The sequence below is a fragment of the Deltaproteobacteria bacterium HGW-Deltaproteobacteria-4 genome (assembly GCA_002841765.1).
Classification (GTDB): Bacteria; Desulfobacterota; Desulfuromonadia; order Desulfuromonadales; family UBA2197; genus UBA2197.
In genome coordinates this window covers 23589-44791 of record PHAV01000001.1, presented here as the reverse complement: position 1 = coordinate 44791, position 21203 = coordinate 23589, and the positions used below count along the sequence as shown (strand labels likewise).

Here is a 21203-nt window from a genome sequence, read left to right as displayed (position 1 = left end):
GGCGGGGAGGGAGAGGGAAAAAGGAGGGGGATTTACTGGCTGTTCATTGAAGGTCAGGAATTCTTCACTTCCACGGCCTGCAGCGCATCCTGGAGTGTCGAGAGGCGGAAAGGTTTCTGGATGAACCCGGCCAGACCTTTAGCGCCGAAAAGGTGAGAGATCTCCTCCTCGTTGTAACCGCTGGTCATAATGACTTTGACTTCAGGGTCGAGCTGGCACATGAGACAAAAAGCTTCTTCTCCCCCCATGCGCGGCATAGTCAAATCCATCACGATCTGGCCGATAGTAGCCCGATGTTCCTTGAAAAGCGCCAACGCCTCCAGGCCATCACTTGCGGTCAACACCTTAAAACCGAGTTCCTCCAGCATGACTTTACCGACAGCAAGGACTGCCTCCTCATCGTCGACCAGTAAGACCTGTCCGCTTCCGTGCCATGATGAATCGGGCGGAGCGTCAACGTGCAAGGTGGCCGGAGTCAAGAGCGCCGGCAGCAACACTTTAAAGGTGGTTCCGCTGCCAACCTCACTGTCAACCGTGATGATCCCCTTGTGCCCCCGCACGATCCCCATGACTGCGGCCATTCCCAACCCCCGACCGGTGAACTTGGTAGTGAAGAAGGGGTCATAGATACGCGTAATGGTCTCCTTCGCCATGCCGCAACCGGTATCAGCAACTTCGAGGCAGGCATAAAGTCCTTCGCTCAGGTCATGACCTAACCAGGATTCATCCAGGTCATCGCGATGGCAGTCCACTGTCCCGGTAGAAATAGTGATAACCCCGCTACTGTCGCCAATGGCCTCGGAGGCATTTATGACCAGATTCATGATGACCTGACGAATCTGGGTGATGTCTGCTTCGACAGCAGGAAGGTGTTGACTGAAATTGCTACGAATCTCGACTTTCTTGGAAATCGATACCTCCAGCATTTGCATCATCTCTTCTACGACCCGGTTAAGATCGAGCTTCTCTACAACAAACTTTCCTCTTCCCGAGTAGGCGAGCATCTGGCCGGCGAGGCCCGCAGCCTTTTTGGCGGCTATCTGGATCTGGCGCAGGTGAGTGGCGACAGGAGATTCCGGGGCGAGACGCATAAGCGCCAGATCAGTATTACCGATCACTACCATAAGAATATTATTGAAGTCATGGGCGATGCCTCCGGCTAAAACCCCGAGGCTTTCCAACTTCTGGACATGCAGCATCTGCTCCTCGATGTGTCGCCTTTCTTTTTCCAGGTGTTTTTCCTCGGAAATATCCTGACCGATTGTCATCAAGTGTGGTCGCCCCTCCACGAAGAAGCGGGCAAAAAAGTAACGGGCCCACAAAGAGCGGCCAAAGGAGGTGGTCATCTGCGCTTCCACCTGCCTGGCGGCGCCGTCAGTCAGAACCATCTCCGCTACGGAGGTCAAGCCCGCATCCTGCCAGGACTTAAGCTCTCTGAAGGACTGGTGCAGAAGAACCTCGACTGGTCCACCGGCAATATCTGCTGCGGCCTGGTTGATCTTGTTGCAGATCCCCGTCTCCCCATCAAAGACACGGATTCCCATCGGCGCCTGAGCCAGCAGTATTTCGCTAAAGCTTAGTTCTCTGCGCAGGGCATCTTCGGCCAAAGTCCGGGCGGCAACCTCCCTGGCCAACTTCTTGTTCCAAATCACGACCACCATGATGATGGCCAACAAGATAGTGCTGATCATTCCGACCCATTTCAGAACATCGCGGCGATTGATGCCATATTCGTAGTGAATCGGCGGAACCCAACGGGCGATAATCGCCTCATGTTCCGCAGGGGTGAAGGTCGCCAGCGTCTTGTCGATGATTTTAGCCAACTCCGGCCAGTCGTTGCGGACCGCCATCGCCTGATTGTCACTGCCGAAGGGGGACGGGGCCGCGACCATCAGATTGTCGAGTCCTTTGGTCCTGGCAATGTAGGTGGCCACAGCAAGACTGCCGATGTAGGCATCGGCCTCCCCGGCCGCCAACGCATGCAAGGCCTCATCGGTCGTCTCCCTGATCAGTTGCTTGACGGCGGGAAAACCTTCTGCCAGCCACTGGACGGTGGCGTAGTCACGCTCAAGGACGACGGTTTTTTCGGCCAGATCTGCGATCGAATCGACAAAGAGGCTGTCGTTCCGAGTAAATATCACCGACGGCGACTTCAGGTATTCATTCGTAAAGGTGAGATATTCCGTCCTCTCCGGGGTGATATAGGCAGCAGGAAGAATATCAAAATTATGATGCTGGCGAATATCCTGCAAAGCCTGCGACCAAGTATAACCTGGCACATAATCGATTTTGAAGCCGGCCCGTTCTGCCACCATGTTCAGATAATCGACGGAAATGCCCCTTACTCCCTTCTCCGCAGTGAAGGAATAATAAGGCATATAGTTGCCGATATGGACGCGCACCACGTGCTTCTGCGCCAGCCAGGCCTGCTCTGCCGCGGAAAAGTCGGGTTTATTCGATGTTTCGCCAACAATAGGCGGTTGCATTCCAAACCAACGGGAATAGATCTTGTTAAACTCATCTACCGGCAATGCTGCCAGCCCCTTATTGATAATGGTGACAAGTTCCGGCCAATCCTTGCGCGTGGAGTAGACAAGATTCAGAGGTTTATCTGTGGCAACGTAACCAATCCGGATTGTGCGGGCAAATTTCTTGAAATAGTCTTCGTACATGGTCGAAGCGATTATCGCTGCTGTGGCCTTCCCTTCCATGACCATGCGCAGCGCTTCTGTTTCGGACGTTTTTTCGAGGACGGTTATCTCCGGGTAGGCAGAAAGGAGCGAGCGGTAGAACTTGTTCCCGGCGAGGATGGCAACCGTCTTGCCGCGAAAATCGTCGAGAGAATTAAAACTCTGCCGGTTGTCATCGGAAACGACAAAGACTGGATAGTTCGTGAGATAGACACTGGAAAAAAGGAAGGAGGCGGCGCGATCCTGGTTGGTCACGGTCAAGGCCAGTCCATCGAGCTCACGTCTTTCAGCCTTTTCAACTGTCTCTTTCCAGGGCCCGGCGACCAGCTGAATCTTCGCCCCGGTCGCGGTGCTGATCCGTTGCAACAGGTCGACCTCAAACCCCTCTAGCTCCCCGGAAGGGCGCCGAATCACGTAAGGGGTCCAATCTTCACCGACGCCAAGACGGATCACCGGATGGGCGATAAGGAAAGCTTGCTCTTCAGTAGACAAGGAGACTTTTCCAAGAGCAGACGGCGGGGAGGAAGCTGCCCCCTGACTCGAAAAGGCCGGGGGGACAAAGAGACAGAGCAGGGTGAGCAGGACTATCAGTTGACAAACGAAGCGAGGAGGATGCATCTCACGGGCCTTTCCATGACAAGGAACAAGACAAATTGTCATTTCTTCCATGTTTAATCTTTATCACAAACATATAAGTGTGACAACGACAACACGACCCAAGCGAAACAATCCCCGCCCTTCGGACAGCGCCGTCGACGGTGCCCTGGCCCGACGCAGTACCCTGATCACCGATCTGGATGGACGCGCTACCGGTGGGCCTGCAGGACTATATTAGCAGGCGGAAACTGCCTGGTTAAAGTGAGATTTCAGGCCTTGAGCTCCCCTCCTTTATTAAGGAGGGGCCGGGGATGGTTAGTCCTTCCCCAAACTCCACATCTTCCCGCCGCGGCAGGCGATGAAAAAGAAGACAAAGCAATAGAGTGCGGCCAACTCACCCTGGTTCACCGCCGGAAAGAAAGCGGCGCCGCCCTGAAATTTCCAGTGGAATTGGAAATAGGCCACCGCCATCATGCCGCTACAGAGGAAGGCCGCGAGACGGGTACGGATCCCGAGGACGATCGCCGCTCCTCCCACCAACTCAATGATTCCGCCGAACCAGAGCTGTGAACCTATGGCCGGCTGGGAGGTGGTCAGCACCCCCAAAATCTTCTGGACGCCGTGGAACGAGAACATGAATCCTGCCATAATCCGCAGTAATGCGTAGGCAAATTCGGTAAAATTCCCCAGCCATTTCATAATATTATCTCCTGTTAGACGGACAGCTTCCGATCACCGCGCCAATCTTCTGCCGGCGGACGGCCAAAAGTTTGTCGATTCGTCCCTGCGAAATTCAGACTTCTTTCATCGGGAGGGCATTGGAGAGAAAGGCTGCGAATTCCCTGTCTGTCCCTTTGATGTGGCCGAACAACCAGCTGACCAGTGCCATATTTGCCTGAATGACCAGGGGGGAAGTGACGCCGGAGCTATCCAGCTGCTTTTCCATTTTCTTGAAATTCTGGATAAAGCTGTCATGTTCCTTTTTATGCACTGCGTAACCGGGGTAACTGTGCCGGATCTGCAAATCCTCTTCCATCGCAAAGTGAAATTTAACGTAATCATCCAAAAAGGTGAATATTTTTTGCAGTTCTGTTTGCGCTTTCCCGAGGCTGTACGCTGACTGAAAGTCATTGAATCTTTTGAACATCTCCTTGTGCTGATTGTCAATCTCTTCATTACCGGTCGCCAACTCTTGATTCCATTCAATGGTCATGACTAACCTCCTCTATAATATTAAAGCATTACTTCTTATTTCTAACCTTACACAGAAATTTCAAAAACTGATCCTGAACAGGACGATAACGACATACTTTACAGGTTACAATACAAAACGGCGCCCGTCAGCACAATACTGATCCCAGCGGCGGCCTCGCCCGGCCACCCGAATCAAGCAGATAAAAAACGTCTCACTTTGCAACCCATCCCGGATCATAAAGTCAACAGCGAAGTCGAAAACCACAAAAGCTGAAACCCTTAAATCTGATAATCCAAAGGCTCGCCTTCGACGAAGAAGCGGAGATTGCGCGGGGTGACAAAAAGATGATCCCCGACTTGCAGCTCCAGCTCACGATAACGCTCGCGCGCAACCTCGGCGGCAATCGATTCGCCGTTATCGAGCCGCTCCAGCTCCAGACGCGGCATACCACCGGCTGCGTGAATATAACAGACCACCGTCTCGATCGCTTCCTGACTGGTCCGCTCGCGGCTGACGTCGAGATCATGGGGGCGGACATAGGCGACAACCTCCTGCTCCGACTGACTGCGATCGACAGTGTCGATCCTGGCCTGCCCTGCATCGATCCGCCCCTGGAAGAGATTAACATTGCCGAGGAACTGATACACGAAAGGATTGGCGGGACGGTCGTAGACCTCGGCCGGCGGCCCGACCTGTTCAATCTGCCCGTGGTTCATCACCACCACTTGATCCGAGACCTCCAGTGCCTCTTCCTGATCGTGAGTGACAAAGACGCTGGTGACGTGCAATTCATCGTGGAGGCGTCGCAGCCAACGCCGCAGCTCCTGACGGACCTTGGCATCGAGGGCGCCGAAGGGCTCGTCCAAGAGGAGGACTTTCGGCTTGACCGCGAGGGCCCGGGCTAAGGCGACACGCTGGCGCTGCCCACCGGAGAGTTGCGAGGGGAAACGGTTCGCCTGACTCTCCAGCTGCACCAGGCGTAGTAGCTCTATGACCTGCTCGCGGATCTCTGCCTTGCTTGGGCGCTCCTTGCGGGGTTTTACCGTCAGACCAAAAGCAACATTGTCAAAGACCGACATGTGGCGGAAGAGGGCATAATGCTGAAAGACGAAACCGATCTTGCGGTCGGCAACGCTTTGGCTAGCGACATCCTCGTCGTGAAAGAGGATGGCGCCGCTACCGGGATCGGGCTGCTCCAGTCCTGAGATAATACGCAGGAGAGTGGTCTTGCCGCAGCCGGAGGGACCAAGAAGAGCGACAAGTTCACCGCTCGGGACGATGAGATTTATATCCTTGAGAGCGGCAAAGGTGCCGAAAGTTTTATTAATATTGCGAATTTCGATACTCATGGTTAATCCTCTGCCGGGATCGGCGCAAGGGCCGCAGCCATCTCCTGCCGCGCCTTCCACTCAACCAGACTCTTGGCGACCAGGGTCAGAAGCGCGAGGATGGCGAGGAGGGAGGCGACGGCAAAGGCGGCGACAAAGTTGTATTCGTTGTAAAGGATCTCGACATGGAGAGGAATGGTGTTGGTCATGCCGCGAATATGGCCGGAGACGACCGAGACCGCACCAAACTCCCCCATCGCCCGGGCGTTACAGAGGGTGACGCCGTAGAGGAGCGCCCACTTGACGTTGGGAATGGTCACCCGCCAGAAGGTCTGCCAGCCGTTGGCACCGAGGACAAGGGCCGCCTGCTCTTCATCGCTCCCCTGCTCCTGCATGAGGGGGATCAGCTCGCGGGCGACAAAAGGGAAGGTGACAAAGACCGTGGCGAGGACGATCCCCGGCACCGCGAAGATGATCTTGATATCGTGCGCCGCCAGCCAAGGGCCGAACCAGCCCTGCAAGCCAAAGAGGAGGACATAGATCAGGCCAGAGATGACCGGCGAGACGGCAAAGGGGAGATCGATGAGGGTGAGGAGCAGGCTCTTGCCGGCGAAGTTAAACTTAGCAATCGCCCAGGCAGCAGCAAGACCGAAGATCAGGTTGAGGGGGACGGCGATACCGGCGGCGATCAGGGTGAGCTTGATCGCTGCCAGGGCGTCGGGATCGTTAAAGCTGGCAAAATAAGCACCCAGACCCTTCTCCAGCGCCGCCGCGAAGACCGCCGCCAAGGGGAGGAAGAGGAAGAAGCCGAGGAAGAGCAAGGTCACAGCGATCATTCCCCGCTTGATCCAGACGTTCTCCTCGGATCTGGCCAGAGCTACCGGGCTGTTGCTGGCGCCTTTGAGCATTGAAATCGTCGCGGCCATGGTCAGGCTCCTGTCCGGTAGCGGTGACTGCTATACCACTGCAAAAAGTTGATGAGGAGGAGGATGGCAAAGGAAGCGAGGAGCATAACCGTGGCAATCGCCGTGGCGCCGGCGTAGTCGTATTGTTCAAGTTTGGCGATGATGAGGAGCGGGGTGATCTCGGTGAACATTGGCATGTTGCCGGAGATGAAAACGACCGAGCCGTATTCGCCGAGCGCCCGGGCAAAGGAGAGGGCAAATCCGGTGAGGAGCGCCGGGAAGACCGCCGGCAGAATCACCCGGAGGAAGGTCTGAGTCCGACTCGCCCCGAGGCTACGCGCCGCTTCTTCCGTCGCCGGATCGAGCTCCTCCAGGGCCGGCTGCAAAGTCCGGACGACAAAGGGGAGGCCGATGAAGGTCAGGGCAATCGTCACGCCGAGCGGGGTGTAGGCGGCCTTGATGCCGAGCGGTTCGAGATAGCGGCCGACCCAGCCATTCGAGGAATAGATCGCCGTCAGCGCGATGCCGGAGACCGCGGTCGGCAGGGCAAAGGGGAGATCGACGAGGGCATCGATGATCTTCTTGCCGGGGAAGGAATAGCGCACCAGCGTCCAGGCGACGATAAAGCCGAAGAAGGCATTGATCAGGGCGCCGACCAGCGACGCGCCAAAGGTGAGACGATAGGAGGCCACCACCCGCGGGTTGCTGACGATCGCCCAGAACTCTCCCCAGCCGAGGGTCGCGGTCTTGAGAAAGAGGGCGGAGATCGGCAGGAGGACGATCAGGCACAGGTAAAAGACCGTATAGCCGAGGGTCAGGCCGAAGCCGGGGATGACGCTCGCTTGTTTGAGTTGCGGCCATTTCATATTGCAATCCTTACGGGAATTAACGCCCCGGCTGGTAGATCTGGTCGAAGATGCCGCCGTCGGCAAAGTGCTTCTGCTGCGCCTGCTTCCAGCCGCCGAAATCCTTGTCGATAGTGAGGAGCTGCATGATTGGGAACTGTTTTTCGTACTTCCTGGCCACTTCCGGAAGGCGCGGCCGATAGAAGTTGCGGGCGGCAATCTCCTGCCCCTGCGGCGAGTAGAGGTAATGCAAGTAGGCCTCGGCGACCTTGCGGGTGCCGTGCTTGTCGGCAACCTTGTCGACGAGCGCCACCGACGGTTCGGCGAGGATGGAGAGGGGGGGAGAAACGATCTCGAACTTGTCGGCACCAAACTCTTTAAGAGCGAGGAAGGCTTCGTTCTCCCAAGAAAGGAAGACATCGCCGAGACCGCGCTGGACAAAGGTGGTGGTGGCGCCGCGGGCCCCGGAATCGAGGACCGGCACATTCTTGAAGAGGGCAGTGATAAAGGCGCGGGCCTTGGCTTCATCCCCGTTGTTCTGCTTGAGGGCATACCCCCAGGCAGCTAGGTAGTTCCAGCGCGCCCCGCCCGAGGTCTTGGGGTTGGGGGTAATCACCGTGACGCCGGGCTTGACCAGGTCGTTCCAGTCCTTTATCCCCTTGGGATTCCCTTTGCGCACGAGAAAGACGATGGCCGAGGTGTAAGGAGCGCTGTTGTAGGGGAGACGCTGCTGCCAATCGACGGGGAGGAGCTTGGCTTTCTCGGCAATGGCGTCGATATCGCCGGCCAAGGCAAGGGTGACAACATCGGCTTCGAGACCATCAATGACGCCACGCGCCTGCTTCCCCGAGCCGCCGTGCGACTGCCGGAAGCTGACCTTGTCGCCACTTTGCTTCTGCCACTCCTTGGCAAAGGCGGCATTGAACTCGCTGTAGAGCTCACGGGTCGGATCGTAGGAGACATTGAGGAGGGTGACCTCCGCCGCCTGCACATGGAACGCTGCCAGCAACAGGACCAGAACAACTAAAACCAGACTCTTTCTCTCCATGATCGGCTCACTTTCTTTTTATTCTATCGATTAAGTAGATTTATAAAGAAAAAAATCTGTCCGTGTTAAATCTGAAAATCGACCACACTCTTTTGCTGGCGCGCGACCTCTTCGGAACGCTTCACCATATCTGCCAGAGAGGTATGATCGAGAATATCGGCAATCGCATCGCGCACATCCTTCATCACAAGATGAATGCCGCAGGTACTTTCATCGCGGCATTCAGTACAGGGACGATAAGCGGTGACGCTCACACACTCGACCGGCGCCAGCGGTCCGTCAAGGATGCGGACAATCTGGCCAGCACTGATTTCACTTGGCTGCTTCCCTAACGTATAACCGCCGCCCTTCCCTTTCCGGCTCGACAGGACCCCGACATTCTTGAGTTGCAACAGTATTGCTTCCAGAAATTTCCGGGGAATACGTTCCTGCTCGGCGAGATCGGCAATGAGAACCGGGCCCTCTCCATAGGAACGGGCCAGAGCGAGGACAGCCTGCAAGCCGTATTTGGTCTTTTTTGATATCATAAATCCTATCGATTTTATAGACTTTAACAAAAAATAGCAGAGGAGCCGACGCCATGTCAACTCCTTTTCCTCTCAAAGTTACAGGACCCACAAAAAACCGATCGCCGTCAAAACCACCAGCGCCCGATGGCAGGACAGCACGGTGCGACTCAAGTTGTACTGCCGCAAGCGGCCAAGGACCACCCAAGAGATCGCGGCCGACCCGAGGAGGAGGGGCGGGATCAACAGACGCAGTGTGCCGAGTTCGGGGGTAAGGCGGGGCAGATCGAGGCCACCGGCAAGACCGAGGGCAGTGAAGAAGAGAGGTACGATCTGCGCGCCCCCTTCGGCCAGGGCGCGCAGATAGATGACAAAGATTCCGGTCATAGCCAAGGGAAGATAGGCAAAGCCGCAGAGAGTGAAGGTGACACGCCAACGGCCGCGCCGACCGAGTGAGGCAAGCATGGCAAGGGCGAAGTAGGCGGCGACGATGGTGAGGGATAGCCCGACTTCAGCGGGACTCCAGCGCACGGTCGGAAAGACCTCCCCTTGCCGGCCGACGAGGAGGGGCGTCCCCTTGGCGGCGAGGACCACCCCGGCAAAGATGACGCTGAAGAGGGCCTCGGCAAAGCTGCGGCGCGTCTGGCTGAAGAGGCCGCTGGCTGGATTGCGCAGATCGAGCTGCATCGAGTGATGCGGGCAGTGGCGCACGCAATCGAGGCAGAGGATGCAGTGATCCGAATTATCGATGCCGCTGGGATGGAGCCCCATCGGACAAGCCTTCTCTTTGATGCAATCATCGACCCGGCAGCGACTGACGCAGACGTGCGGAGTGCTGCGCATCTCCAGTAAGGAAATTCGCGCCACCAGACTGACCACCCGCCCGAGGGGACAAAGGTACTTGCACCAGCCGCGCCGCCCCAGGAGCAGATCCGCCGTCACCGTGGCAACGAGCAGCCAGGTCAGGAGGAGGCCGGTGGCGAGGGCCCAGGAAAACATGCCGCTCGCCTGCTCCAGCAGCAGGATCATCGCCAGCGCCGCCAGACTCAGGGAAGGTCCGCAGCGCCGCAGCAAGCCCGCCGGATCGTGGCGAACAGAGCGAGTGGCGCCAATGGCGGCGCTGAGCCCTTCGAGGGGACAGAAGCTGCACCAGCTGCGCGCACCGAAAAACGCGGTGACCAGCAGCAGCGGCCACCACACTGTCCAGACCGCGAGATTGGCGAGATTGTTATAGGAGGGGCCAAAGAGGGTATAAAGGATGACGGCAAGGAGGAGCGGAATCGTCCCGCGCCGCAGCAGACCGGGGAAATCGGGACGGCGGGCGAGGCGCTCGATCGCCGGCAGGGTGAGGAGATTGAAGCGCCCTTCGTTACTACTCTGCCCCGACAAAAAGATCTGTTCGGCGGTGATCTCGTCGCTGGCGCAGACCACCACAGCGCGGCTCAACACCTGATAAAGTTCACTGCAGTTGAGGGGCCAGTCGTGGCCGACCAGGCGGTTGAGCGCTTCCTGAGAAAAGCGCTTCACCCCTTTATGATGTTTGGCGTTGAGAGACTGCAAGAGGCTGCGGGCGATCACCGGAATGTCTTTCTGCCGTTCGCGCAGCGGCAGCAGCTCGACCACTTCTCCTTGCAGCTTTTCCTGGAGGCCGGCAAGAAATTCGTGGCGCGCGACCTTCTCCCCAAGCAACTCGCCGCAAGTAGCGATGATCCGCACCCGTGCCAGGCGCCACTCTACTTCGCCGTGTCGACGAAAACGACCGGAATCGAGGAAGCCCAGGAGGGCGGCCTGCACGCCGAGAGTCAGACAATCGACATTGCGCAGAATCATCTCGCCGCCGGCGGCAAGTTCGAGCATGCCGCGTCGTGCCCGGCGGGCCGAGAGGGTGCTGTCCGGGGCGTGGCCGAAGAGGGCCGATTCCTGGGCGAGTTCGAGATGGAGAGCATCTGGAGCGACGCTGGCGCCGACCGGGACTGCGCGCAGCAGCGGCGGCGTGGCGCAGTCGAGAAAGAGGATCGGCCGGCCGGGGGCGCCGTGAAAGTGGATAAGGCGGGCCGCCAGATCCTTCCAGGTGCCGCGTTCGCCGAGGATCAGCACATGATTCGCCGCATTGCCGAGGGCGGCAAGTCGGGCATTGAGCTGGCGTACCCAGGGAGAGCTGCCGGGAAAGGAGCCGAACTCGGGGATCAGCTGCCAGCCAATGACGTTGGCCAACACTTCGCGGTTTTCCCGCTCGTCGCGCTGATGGCGCTGCGCCCAGGTGCCGAGCTGGCGGGCAAAGTCGCGGCAGAGGTTGGCGTAGAGCCGGGGGCACTCGGGGAGGAGCGCCTCGAAATCCTGCCGCCCCAGCCGCGCAGCGCGCACCTCGCTCAAGGCCCGGACATCGGCGGTGCGTGGTTCGCCGGTGAGGAGCGAGCGCTCGCCAAAGACCTCCCCCGGCCCGAGTTCAACGAGGTTGAAGATCTGGCCGTGCTCCTCTTGCAGCTCGACCCGCACCGTGCCGGCCAGGATGAAGTAGATCGCCTCCGGCACTGTCACCCGAGACAAAATGACCTGTCGGGACAAAAAGTCGCATTGCGTCAAGCGCGACGCCAACCGCGCCAGTTCGTCCTCCGCCAGTCCGGACAGCAAGCGAATCCCCCGCAATTCCGCAACATCAATGGTCATACGCCCTGCCCTCAGCCGGTGGTCTCCCGGTTCGCCAAACGAAGCGGGCGACCTATTAACAGGTCGCCCGCAGAATGGCTACAATTCCCGTGCCGGAGGGAACTGCCGAACAAATCAAACTCTGGGCATAATCCTACGCCAATCCTTCAAAGAGGACGCTCGACAGGTAACGCTCCCCCGAATCAGGGAGGATGACGACGATGGTCTTGCCGCTAAACTCCGGGAGTTTGGCGATACGTACTGCGGCTGCCATCGCTGCCCCGCAGGAAAGGCCGACGAGGATCCCTTCCTCCTTGGCGAGACGGAGGGCGAATTCGATCGCTTCATCATTGCTGACCTGCTCGACGCGATCGACCATGGTGAGATCAAGGGTGTCGGGGATGAAGCCGGCGCCGATCCCCTGAATCTTGTGGGGCCCGGGCTTGATCTCCTGGCCGGCGAGACGTTGGCTGATGACCGGCGAATCAGCCGGTTCGACCGCCACCGAGATGATCTTCTTCCCTTGGGTATTCTTGATATAACGGGAGATGCCGGTGATCGTGCCGCCGGTGCCGACTCCGGAGACGATGACATCAACTTCACCGTCGGTATCGTTCCAGATCTCTGGCCCGGTGGTGGTTTCGTGAATCGCCGGATTCGCCGGATTTTTGAACTGGTGCAGCAAGAGATAACGACCCGGATCAGAGGCGGCAAGGGCTTCGGCTTCGGCAATCGCCCCCCCCATTCCCTTGGCGCCGGGGGTGAGAACGAGATTGGCACCGAAAGCCTTCAACACCTTGCGCCGCTCCAGGCTCATCGTCTCGGGCATAGTCAGGGTAACGGGGATACCGCGCGCGGCGGCGACAAAGGCGAGGGCAATACCGGTGTTGCCGCTGGTCGGCTCGACGATCTCAACGCCGGGCTTCAGTAATCCCTTCTGTTCGGCATCCCAAATCATCGCCGCACCGATGCGGCACTTGACAGAATAAGCGGGGTTGCGGCCTTCGATCTTGCCGAGTATGCGCGTTCCGGCCGGGGCAACGCGGTTGAGTTGGACCAGCGGGGTCCGGCCGATAGTGAGGGAGTTGTCGCTAAAGATGTTAGCCATGGGACGCTCCTTTTAGAGAATGGTTGAGGATCAGACGATCCGGGAGAGTTGCGCTAATAATTCTTCTGCTGTCAGATCCGCCGCAATGACGGTTCCAAAGCTCGCGCCGTGACGGCGATACAGGGCAAAACGCGGTTGGCGTTCTCCCTCTCCGCTTGCACGCAGAGCCGTGGTGATGATGCCGACATCGGCCAGTTGCGGCTGGCTGCAGCTGTTGGAACAACCGCTAATGGCGTAGGTCAGCCCCAGGCCGGCGTTGGGGAGGCCATCGAGTATTTCCCGGGCAATGACACGAGTCGGCGCCAGCCCCATCCGGCATTCGTGGTTGCCGGGACAGATGCGGAAATTGACCTGTTCGTCACGGCGCTCACCGGCAAAACCGAGCTGTGCCAATTCCTGGCGCAGGCGCATGGCGGCGCTGTGCCCGGCCGGGAAGAGTAGGAAATTCTGATCGGCGGTAACCAGAAGCTGTTCGTTTCCGTAGCGCCGTGCCAGCTCGGCAAGATGACGAAAATCACTGCTCGAGACCTGTCCGGCAAAGATCCGCGCTTCGATCACACTCTCTTCCGCTTCGATCTTGAGGTTGCAGCCGAGGCCGCGACTCGGTTGCAGCGCCACCTCGGAGATCGCCTCCAATGCCAGAAGTTCACGAAAACTCTCTTCGCCGATGTCGCGAAGCAGATGCTTAAGGCGCTTGCCCGCCGGGGTGTGCTGACGGTAGAGGTGAATAATCGCTTCAAGGTGCGCCAGCAGTTGTCCTTCACTCAGTTGCCGGGCAAAAAGGAAGGCCGGTTGCGGCTCGCGGCCGAGGCCGCCGGCGACCCAGAGGTCATAGAGCTCGCCTGCTTCCGTTGTCGCGACATGGACAATGCCGGCATCCTGAATCAGGTGACGGGCGCCGCTATATCCGGCATCGACGCTGATCTTGAACTTCTTCGGCAACCCTTCAAAGTGGGGGTTGCCGCTAAAGTGCCGGTGCAGCCGCCGCGCCAACCCTTGCGTGATGCTGAAGCCGGGGGCCACGGTCGTGCTGCAGGAGATGCCGCGCACCGCGCCGCCACAGGCGCCGCGGCTGGTGAGGCCGACCGCTGCCAGCTGCCGTCCCACCTCTTCGACGCTCTCCGGCCGCAGCCAGTGCAGCTCAATACTACCGCGACTGGTGAGATGGAGGAGATGGTTACTGAAACGTTCGCTGAGCGCGGCAATCGCCTCAGCCTGCACCGGGCTCAACAATCCGCCGGGGATCTTGATCCGCAGCATCAGGTCATTGTTGTCATTCTGGCGGTAGATGCCATCGATGCGCAGGGTTTGTAGGTCGGCAGTCATGGAAAAACTTTCTTTGTCAGGTGCTATTCTACAGTGAAATTAAAACGACGCAAAAGCCACCACCCCCGACCCCTCCTTGCCAAGGAGGGGTCGGGGGTGGTGAGGGGTCAGCGTAAACAATTAGATCCCCGACCCCAGCAACTCTTCCGCATCAAAGAGGCCGTCGCTGCAGAGTTTGGCGACGACCTCCTCAGCCAACGCAGCGAAGTCGGTGTTCACGGAGACTTCGATCGCGACAAACTCCTCCGGGGAGAAGCGGACCCGCGCTGTCTGCAGGAGAATCGACTGCGGATCATCCAACGCTGCCAGGGTGATTAAACCGGCGTCAACGAGTACAGCGGCCAATTGTACCGCTTGCTCTAACTCGCAGGAGTTGTCGTTGACCAGCTGGGTGTGGCGGCCGAGGGAGTATAGCTTTTTTTCGACCAGCTTGGCGACAGCCAATTTCTCCACTTCGGCAGCAGCAATGGGAGGAAAATCTGATTGTCGCGCTATTGATGTCATGATCGAATCCCTTTCCTGCACGGTGAACCAATCTCTCTACGCATCAATAATTATATTTTACGCGCTTATTTGTCAACAATAAAATAACTTATTTACTCAAGAATTTTTATATTAATTATACACTTAATAGTGTGATAAATATTTTTACCAAAAAAAATGCGCAACCATCCATAAAGAAGAGACAGTTACACAGCTCAACAAACAGGAAATATATCCCTCCCCCCGACAAGACCCCGCGGGGGAATAAGGAGGAGGTCGGCAAAGGAAAGAACTAGAAGAAGCAGACAGAAAAAACTAAAGAGACTAGTCAAGAAGGAAGGATAAACGCATTAGGGCGAAAGTTTACTGATTGTGGACGTTCTGCTCGGCCCGCATTTGCCGGGAAGCAATAGCGAGGGGGAGGAGATTCCGGTGCTTTTCCAATGCGTGCTCCAGGGAAAGTCCGTCATTGATGACGATGTCCTGCGGCGAAAATACTGTTTTGGCGAAATGGAGACCGTCATTGCGCGCATATACGCAGACCTCATAACGGTGCCCGGCAATCTCTACCGCACTTTTATGTACAAGAATTTCGCTATGTTCCATAATAAAACTCCAGAGGGTGAAAATACACAAATCAGCATAAGAGCAAGGAATATACCGGAGCCCGTCAGAAGATATGAAAAATCTAATTTTTAACAAAAAAAAGGATCACCCCGGCCGTAGTCAGAGTGATCCTTTCTTCATTGCTGTATTTTATTCGGACTTAGCGGTTGCGCTGCACCACAAAATCGGCGAGTTCGTTCAAAGCCTCTTTGGCCGGACCTGGAGCAAAAACCGTCAAATATGATTTGGCCCGTTCCACCAACTCCGCGGCACGCTGACGAGTATATTCGATCCCTTGATAACGGGTGATCAATGCGCAAATCGTAATAATATCGGATTCCGGCAACTCTTCCTGCTCGACAATGGCGGAGATCGTCTGCCGCTCACCTTCACTACAGACACGTAACACCTGAATCAACGGCAGAGTCACCTTCCCCTCAGCCAAGTCATGACAGTGGGCCTTGCCGAAATCTGCTTCTTCAGCGACATAGTCCAGGGCATCGTCCATGAGCTGGAAAGCAACGCCGAGATCCATCCCGAAATCGCGTAAGGCATCGTCCTGTTCGGGGGTAGCGCCACCAAGAAAACCGCCGCATTGACAAGCTGCTGCAATCAAGACCGCTGTTTTGGTGCGAATCACCGTCATGTAGCGTTCTTCCGCCATGTCGATATCGCAAGTACTGATCAGTTGCAGGACTTCGCCTTCGGCCATCTTGGTCGTGGCGTCGGAAAGGATTTGCAAAACGCGCAAGTCGCCACTGCGCACCATGACGGAAAAAGACTTGGCAAAAAGGAAATCGCCGACCAGGACCGAAGCTTCATTCCCCCAGACAGTGTTGGCCGAGGCATTGCCGCGTCGCAAGGAAGCGGCGTCGACCACGTCGTCATGCAGAAGGGTGGCAGTATGAATAAATTCAACCACACTCGCCAGATCGATATGCTGAGTCCCCTGATAACCGGCCATCTTCGCCGTCAACAACAAAAGCAAAGGACGGACCCGCTTGCCACCGCTGGCCAGAACATATTCACCGACCTTGCGAATCAACGGCACATCCGACTCGAGATGTTCGCGAAACTTGGCTTCAACCTTTTCCATGTCACCGCGCAACAGCGCCAGCGCTTTATTCATCCAGGCTCTCCGTCCTTGGCACATTCAGCAAGCGAAACGAGCGCTATCCTATAGAAGCGGACGGTTGGTTGTCAAAGTTTTTTTCCGGCGAGACGTTCAATCGATGCCCAGAAAAAGAGCACCACAACACCAACCGTGAGCTATTCCTGAACGATCGTCATCGCCCGGAATTTGGCGTAACGCTGCTCGACAAGCTCGTGCGGCGAAAGACGCTTCAGTTCTTCCAGATGTTTCTTGAGATAGCCCTTGACACTGACGGCGGTGGCGACTGGATCGGTATGGGCGCCGCCGACCGGTTCGGGGATGACATCATCAATAATGCAGCCGAGGGACATGATATCAGTGGCGGTCAGCTTCAGCGCCTCGGCGGCGACCGGACCTTTGCTGCCGTCGCTCCAGAGGATGGCAGCACACCCTTCCGGGGAGATAACCGCGTAGACGGAATATTCCATCATCATCACCCGGTTGCCGACAGCAATCGCCAGGGCACCGCCGGAACCCCCTTCGCCGGTAACAGTGACAATGACCGGCACCTTGAGGGCGGCCATCTCGCGGAGATTACGGGCAATCGCTTCCGCTTGGCCGCGCTCCTCGGCACCGATGCCGGGATAAGCGCCCGGGGTGTCGACAAAGGTGAAGATCGGCAATCCGAACTGCTCGGCCATCTGCATAACCCGCAATGCCTTGCGATACCCTTCCGGATTCGGCATGCCAAAGTTACGGTAGACCTTCTCCTTGGTGTCGCGCCCCTTCTGGTGGCCGATAACGCAGCACGGTTCGCCGTCAAAACGGGCAAAACCGCAGACCAGAGCGGGATCGTCGCGGAAATTGCGATCACCGTGCACCTCAAACCAGTCGGTAAAGATGTGCTGGATATAATCAAGGGTAAAGGGGCGGTTGATATGGCGGGCCAACTGGGTCCGCTGCCAGCGGGTGAGATTGGCAAAGATCTCTTCGCGCAACTGCACCGCCTTCTTTTCCAGCTTCTTGATATCCGCCGAAAAATTGACTTTATCCGTCGAATATCCCTTTAGTTCCATGATCTTCTGTTCAAGTTCGACTAAAGGTTTTTCAAAATCCAGATAAAACTGCATAGAGTTATCTCCTTACTTTATCTGCTCAGTGGCAAGAAACGGCTGGATAATAGCTTATTTACTCAAAAGAAACTACGTTATAACCAAAAAGCTCTTTGGCATCAGCCAAAAGTTCATCGGACGCTGCCACCCGGCACTCTGCGGCGAGACGAATGATCGTCTCACTGCGATTCGGAATCGTCAGGTGCAGGCGGGTTTCACATTTCCCGGGATGGCGCAGACAAAGGGAGCGCAAAGCCTGAATTCGCTCTTGATCGACCCCCGGCGCCGAGAAGCGGAAAAGAACACGGCGGGTGGCCCGCTGCAGAGCATCGGCCATCGCTACAATCTCCGTCGCCAGCACCTTGGCCCCCTTCTCGCCGAGATCGATGGTGCCGGTGATCAGGAGCGGATCTTCGCCTTTGAGGTATTCCAGGGCCGCAGCATAAACTTCCGGGAAGGCGATGACCTCGACCATGCCGGACAAATCCTCCACCGTCGCAAAGCCCATGCGGTCACCCTTCTTGGTGATTGTCTCCTTGAGGGTCGAGACGATACCACAGATGCGCACCTCGGCTTTATTGCGTTGCTCACCGAGTTCGCCCAGCGTGCAGGTGGTGAGGCGCTTGATCGCATCGGCATAGCGCTGCAGGGGGTGGCCGGTAATGAAGAAGCCGAGGACCTCTTTCTCAAAGTTGAGCAGGGTCTTTTCGTCCCATTCGGGAATATCGGGCATGATCAAGCGCCCGTGATTCCCGACCCGGACGACCTCTTCCTCGCCAAAGAGGGAGCTTTGCGCACTCTCCCGCTCCTGCTGAATCTTCTGGCCGATCGCCATGCTCTCTTCGAGGGTGGCAAGGAGTTGAGAACGTCGCGCGCCGATGGTGGAGAAAGAGCCGCATTTGATCAAGGCTTCAACAACGCGCTTGTTGACCTTGCGCAGATCGACCCGGTCACAGAAATCGGCAAGATCGGTAAACAACCCGGCACAACGCGCCTCAACGATCGCTTCGATCGCTCCTCCCCCGACCCCTTTGACTGCCCCGAGTCCGAAACGGATCGAATTCTCCCGCACACAGAAAGAAGCGTCAGAGAGATTGATATCGGGCGGCAGCACCTCGATCCCCATCTCACGACAGTCATTGATATTCTTTAGGATTTTGTCGGTACTCGACATGTCCTCGGTGAGGAGCGCCGCCATGAACTCGACTGGATAGTGCGCTTTGAGATAAGCAGTCTGGTAAGCGATGAGGGCGTAGGCGGCCGAGTGGGACTTGTTGAATCCGTACTCGGCAAACTTGGCCATCAGGTCGAAGATCGCCGCCGCGGTTTTGTGATCGAAGCCGTTCTGATCCGAACCCGCCAGGAAGATGTCGCGCTGCTTCGCCATCTCCGCCGGATCCTTCTTCCCCATGGCGCGGCGCAGAAGGTCGGCACCGCCGAGGGAGTAGCCGGCCAGAGTGCGGGCGATCTGCATGACCTGTTCCTGATAAACGATAACGCCGTAGGTATCCTTGAGGATCGGTTCGAGCTCGGGGAGATCGTAAACGACCTTTTTCCGCCCGTGCTTGCGTTCGATAAAGTCGTCGACCATCCCCGAACCGAGAGGACCAGGACGATACAGGGCGCAGGCGGCGATGACATCTTCAAAGCAGGAAGGTTTGAGTTTGACCAGCATCTCCTTCATCCCGCTCGATTCGAGCTGGAAGACGCCGGTGGTATTGCCGGCGGAGATCAATTCATAGCTGGACACATCGTCATCACGCAAGGTGGTGATGTCAAAGTCCGGATCCTTGCCGGCGCGGATGAGTTTGACAGCATTGGCGATGACCGTCAGGTTCTTCAAACCGAGAAAGTCGAATTTGACCAAGCCGATCTTTTCGACGTACTTCATCGAATACTGGGTGGTGATCGAGCCGTTCTTATCGCGATAGACCGGGCAGAACTCTTCCATGACATCGGGGGAGACGACGACGCCGGCGGCATGGGTCGAGGCGTGGCGCGCCAACCCTTCGAGGCGCAGGGCAATGTCGAGGAGTTCGCGGACCCGGACATCCGCATTGGCGCTCTCGGTGAGTTTAGCTTCCTGCTTGATCGCATCAGCGAGCTTGATGTTGAGGACCTCGGGGACGAGTTTGGCAATGCGGTCGACGTCGCCGTAGGGGAGATCGAGAGCGCGGCCGACATCGCGAATAACCGATCGTGCCGACATCGTTCCAAAGGTGATAATCTGACAGACTTTGTCGCGGCCGTACTTGCCGCTGACGTAGTCAAGGACCTCCAGGCGGCGATCCTGACAGAAGTCGACGTCGATATCAGGCATGGAGATACGTTCGGGATTGAGAAAACGCTCAAAGAGGAGATTGTAGGGGAGCGGGTCGAGATCGGTAATGCGCAGGGCATAAGCGACCAGGGAACCGGCCGCCGATCCGCGCCCCGGGCCGACTGGAATCCCCTGATCCTTGGCCCAGTTGATGAAGTCAGCGACAATGAGGAAATAGCCGGGGAAACCCATCTGCTTGATACAGTCGAGCTCGAGCTGAAGACGATCGCGATAAACCTCTTCCTGCTCAAGCGTGAACTCTGACTGACGGGCGCGGATGATCTTGAAGCGTTCGAGCAATCCCTGCCGGGCTTCAGCGGCGAGCATTTCGTCGAGAGTCGCGCCGTCCGGCGTTTCAAAGTGGGGGAAGTGATAATCCTTGAATTTGCCTAGATCGAGATCACAGGCCTCAGCAATGACCAGGGTGTTAGCGAGAGCTTGCGGCGCATAGGCAAAGTCGGAGGCCATCTCCGCTGAGGATTTCAGATAAAATTCAGCCGCGGAGAAATGCATCCGTTTCGGATCGGTGATGGTCTTGCCGGTCTGAATGCACAGGAGGACTTCGTGGGCGCGGGCATCCTCTTTATTGAGATAATGGCAATCGTTGGTCGCCACCAGCGGCAGAGCGAGCTCCTGCGCAATCTGCATCAGGCGATCATTAGCAATGCGCTGTTCGGGGATGGTGTTCTCTTGCAGTTCGAGGTAGTAACGACCGGGGAAGAGAGCGGCGTACCAGGCCGCTGTCGCCTTGGCATCCTCCATCTTGTTTTGTCCGGCGAGAACCGCCACTTCGCCGCCAAGACAGGCGGAGAGACAGATCAAACCTTCGCTGTGCCGGGACAGGAGCTCTTTGTCGATGCGGGGTTTATAGTAGAAGCCTTCCTTGTACCCCGCCGAGACGAGATAGGACAGGTTGCGGTAACCGACACTGTTCTGGCAGAGGAGGACGAGATGGAAGCCCGATGCATCCTCGCTCCCCTCCTTGGCAAAGCGGGAACCGCTGGCGACATAGACCTCCGAGCCGACGATCGGCTTGATCCCGGCCTCCTTGCACTTCAGATAGAACTCCAGCGCCCCGAACATGTTGCCGTGATCGGTGAGGGCCACGGCAGGCATGCCGTATTCCTTGGCCTTCTTGATCAGATCGCCGATACGGATGGCGCCGTCGAGGAGGGAGTACTGACTGTGCAGATGAAGATGAACGAAGGGGGTAGGTTCCATATATATTGACAATTTCACCAAAGACAGAGGGAATGATGGCAGAGATAAAAAAACCGATTCCAGCAAAACGCGAAGCGTTGCGACAACCGGTTTCCTGCGTCAGGACGGAGCGGATATTAGCACCCGGCGCGGGAGCCGGTCAAGGAACAAGAGGATAATTTTAGCTTGATTAAA

Annotated in this window: 16 protein-coding genes; all 16 read right to left on the bottom strand. The window is 57.2% G+C overall.

What is annotated here, in order from left to right; translation table 11 throughout:
• Positions 1-53: 53 nt before the first annotated feature.
• The gene (locus tag CVU69_00175) at positions 54-3359 is read right to left on the bottom strand and encodes a hypothetical protein (protein PKN13628.1); all 3306 of its coding nucleotides are present in this window, start codon (positions 3357-3359) and stop codon (positions 54-56) included.
• 243 nt (positions 3360-3602) lie between these two features.
• Complete coding sequence (locus CVU69_00170) at positions 3603-3986, bottom strand: DoxX family protein (protein PKN13627.1); 384 nt, start codon at positions 3984-3986, stop codon at positions 3603-3605.
• A gap of 94 nt (positions 3987-4080) precedes the next feature.
• Positions 4081-4500: a hemerythrin gene (locus tag CVU69_00165; protein PKN13626.1), complete on the bottom strand. Its 420-nt coding sequence runs from the start codon at positions 4498-4500 to the stop codon at positions 4081-4083.
• A gap of 260 nt (positions 4501-4760) precedes the next feature.
• Complete coding sequence (locus CVU69_00160; GenBank protein PKN13625.1) at positions 4761-5831, bottom strand: sulfate ABC transporter ATP-binding protein; 1071 nt, start codon at positions 5829-5831, stop codon at positions 4761-4763.
• A 2-nt stretch (positions 5832-5833) separates the two neighbouring features.
• Positions 5834-6718: a sulfate ABC transporter permease subunit CysW gene (gene cysW, locus CVU69_00155; protein PKN13847.1), complete on the bottom strand. Its 885-nt coding sequence runs from the start codon at positions 6716-6718 to the stop codon at positions 5834-5836.
• Positions 6719-6738: 20 nt separating this feature from the next.
• A complete protein-coding gene (cysT, locus tag CVU69_00150; GenBank protein PKN13624.1) occupies positions 6739-7581 on the bottom strand; it encodes a sulfate ABC transporter permease subunit CysT in 843 nt (280 codons plus the stop codon).
• Positions 7582-7600: 19 nt separating this feature from the next.
• Positions 7601-8608, bottom strand: a complete 1008-nt coding sequence (locus CVU69_00145) for a sulfate ABC transporter substrate-binding protein (GenBank protein ID PKN13623.1) — start codon at positions 8606-8608, stop codon at positions 7601-7603.
• A gap of 65 nt (positions 8609-8673) precedes the next feature.
• Positions 8674-9135, bottom strand: coding sequence for a transcriptional regulator (locus CVU69_00140; GenBank protein ID PKN13622.1), 462 nt, complete (start codon positions 9133-9135; stop codon positions 8674-8676).
• Between the two features lie 78 nt (positions 9136-9213).
• Positions 9214-11781 carry a cyclic nucleotide-binding protein gene (locus tag CVU69_00135; protein ID PKN13621.1) on the bottom strand — a complete coding sequence of 856 codons (2568 nt, stop codon included), beginning with the start codon at positions 11779-11781 and terminating at the stop codon, positions 9214-9216.
• 133 nt (positions 11782-11914) lie between these two features.
• Positions 11915-12868 carry a cysteine synthase A gene (gene cysK / locus CVU69_00130; GenBank protein ID PKN13620.1) on the bottom strand — a complete coding sequence of 318 codons (954 nt, stop codon included), beginning with the start codon at positions 12866-12868 and terminating at the stop codon, positions 11915-11917.
• 30 nt (positions 12869-12898) lie between these two features.
• On the bottom strand, positions 12899-14194 hold the full coding sequence (locus CVU69_00125; GenBank protein PKN13619.1) for a nitrite reductase: 1296 nt from the start codon (positions 14192-14194) through the stop codon (positions 12899-12901).
• A gap of 120 nt (positions 14195-14314) precedes the next feature.
• The gene (locus CVU69_00120; GenBank protein PKN13618.1) at positions 14315-14698 is read right to left on the bottom strand and encodes a hypothetical protein; all 384 of its coding nucleotides are present in this window, start codon (positions 14696-14698) and stop codon (positions 14315-14317) included.
• Between the two features lie 342 nt (positions 14699-15040).
• Positions 15041-15283: a hypothetical protein gene (locus CVU69_00115; protein ID PKN13617.1), complete on the bottom strand. Its 243-nt coding sequence runs from the start codon at positions 15281-15283 to the stop codon at positions 15041-15043.
• 160 nt (positions 15284-15443) lie between these two features.
• Positions 15444-16412, bottom strand: coding sequence for an octaprenyl diphosphate synthase (locus CVU69_00110; GenBank protein ID PKN13616.1), 969 nt, complete (start codon positions 16410-16412; stop codon positions 15444-15446).
• 140 nt (positions 16413-16552) lie between these two features.
• A complete protein-coding gene (locus CVU69_00105; protein PKN13615.1) occupies positions 16553-17506 on the bottom strand; it encodes an acetyl-CoA carboxylase carboxyl transferase subunit alpha in 954 nt (317 codons plus the stop codon).
• 58 nt (positions 17507-17564) lie between these two features.
• The gene (locus CVU69_00100) at positions 17565-21029 is read right to left on the bottom strand and encodes a DNA polymerase III subunit alpha (protein ID PKN13614.1); all 3465 of its coding nucleotides are present in this window, start codon (positions 21027-21029) and stop codon (positions 17565-17567) included.
• Positions 21030-21203: the final 174 nt, after the last annotated feature.

What these genes read in the sequence shown, in the direction of transcription:
- cysK (PKN13620.1), bottom strand. Translation starts at nt 12,868, where the DNA reads ATGGCTAACATCTTTAGCGACAACTCCCTCACTATCGGCCGGACCCCG.
- cysT (PKN13624.1), bottom strand. Translation starts at nt 7,581, where the DNA reads ATGAAATGGCCGCAACTCAAACAAGCGAGCGTCATCCCCGGCTTCGGC.
- CVU69_00110 (PKN13616.1), bottom strand. Translation starts at nt 16,412, where the DNA reads ATGAATAAAGCGCTGGCGCTGTTGCGCGGTGACATGGAAAAGGTTGAA.
- cysW (PKN13847.1), bottom strand. Translation starts at nt 6,718, where the DNA reads ATGCTCAAAGGCGCCAGCAACAGCCCGGTAGCTCTGGCCAGATCCGAG.
- CVU69_00175 (PKN13628.1), bottom strand. Translation starts at nt 3,359, where the DNA reads ATGGAAGAAATGACAATTTGTCTTGTTCCTTGTCATGGAAAGGCCCGT.
- CVU69_00125 (PKN13619.1), bottom strand. Translation starts at nt 14,194, where the DNA reads ATGACTGCCGACCTACAAACCCTGCGCATCGATGGCATCTACCGCCAG.
- CVU69_00160 (PKN13625.1), bottom strand. Translation starts at nt 5,831, where the DNA reads ATGAGTATCGAAATTCGCAATATTAATAAAACTTTCGGCACCTTTGCC.
- CVU69_00165 (PKN13626.1), bottom strand. Translation starts at nt 4,500, where the DNA reads ATGACCATTGAATGGAATCAAGAGTTGGCGACCGGTAATGAAGAGATT.
- CVU69_00115 (PKN13617.1), bottom strand. Translation starts at nt 15,283, where the DNA reads ATGGAACATAGCGAAATTCTTGTACATAAAAGTGCGGTAGAGATTGCC.
- CVU69_00170 (PKN13627.1), bottom strand. Translation starts at nt 3,986, where the DNA reads ATGAAATGGCTGGGGAATTTTACCGAATTTGCCTACGCATTACTGCGG.
- CVU69_00140 (PKN13622.1), bottom strand. Translation starts at nt 9,135, where the DNA reads ATGATATCAAAAAAGACCAAATACGGCTTGCAGGCTGTCCTCGCTCTG.
- CVU69_00105 (PKN13615.1), bottom strand. Translation starts at nt 17,506, where the DNA reads ATGCAGTTTTATCTGGATTTTGAAAAACCTTTAGTCGAACTTGAACAG.
- CVU69_00100 (PKN13614.1), bottom strand. Translation starts at nt 21,029, where the DNA reads ATGGAACCTACCCCCTTCGTTCATCTTCATCTGCACAGTCAGTACTCC.
- CVU69_00145 (PKN13623.1), bottom strand. Translation starts at nt 8,608, where the DNA reads ATGGAGAGAAAGAGTCTGGTTTTAGTTGTTCTGGTCCTGTTGCTGGCA.
- CVU69_00135 (PKN13621.1), bottom strand. Translation starts at nt 11,781, where the DNA reads ATGACCATTGATGTTGCGGAATTGCGGGGGATTCGCTTGCTGTCCGGA.
- CVU69_00120 (PKN13618.1), bottom strand. Translation starts at nt 14,698, where the DNA reads ATGACATCAATAGCGCGACAATCAGATTTTCCTCCCATTGCTGCTGCC.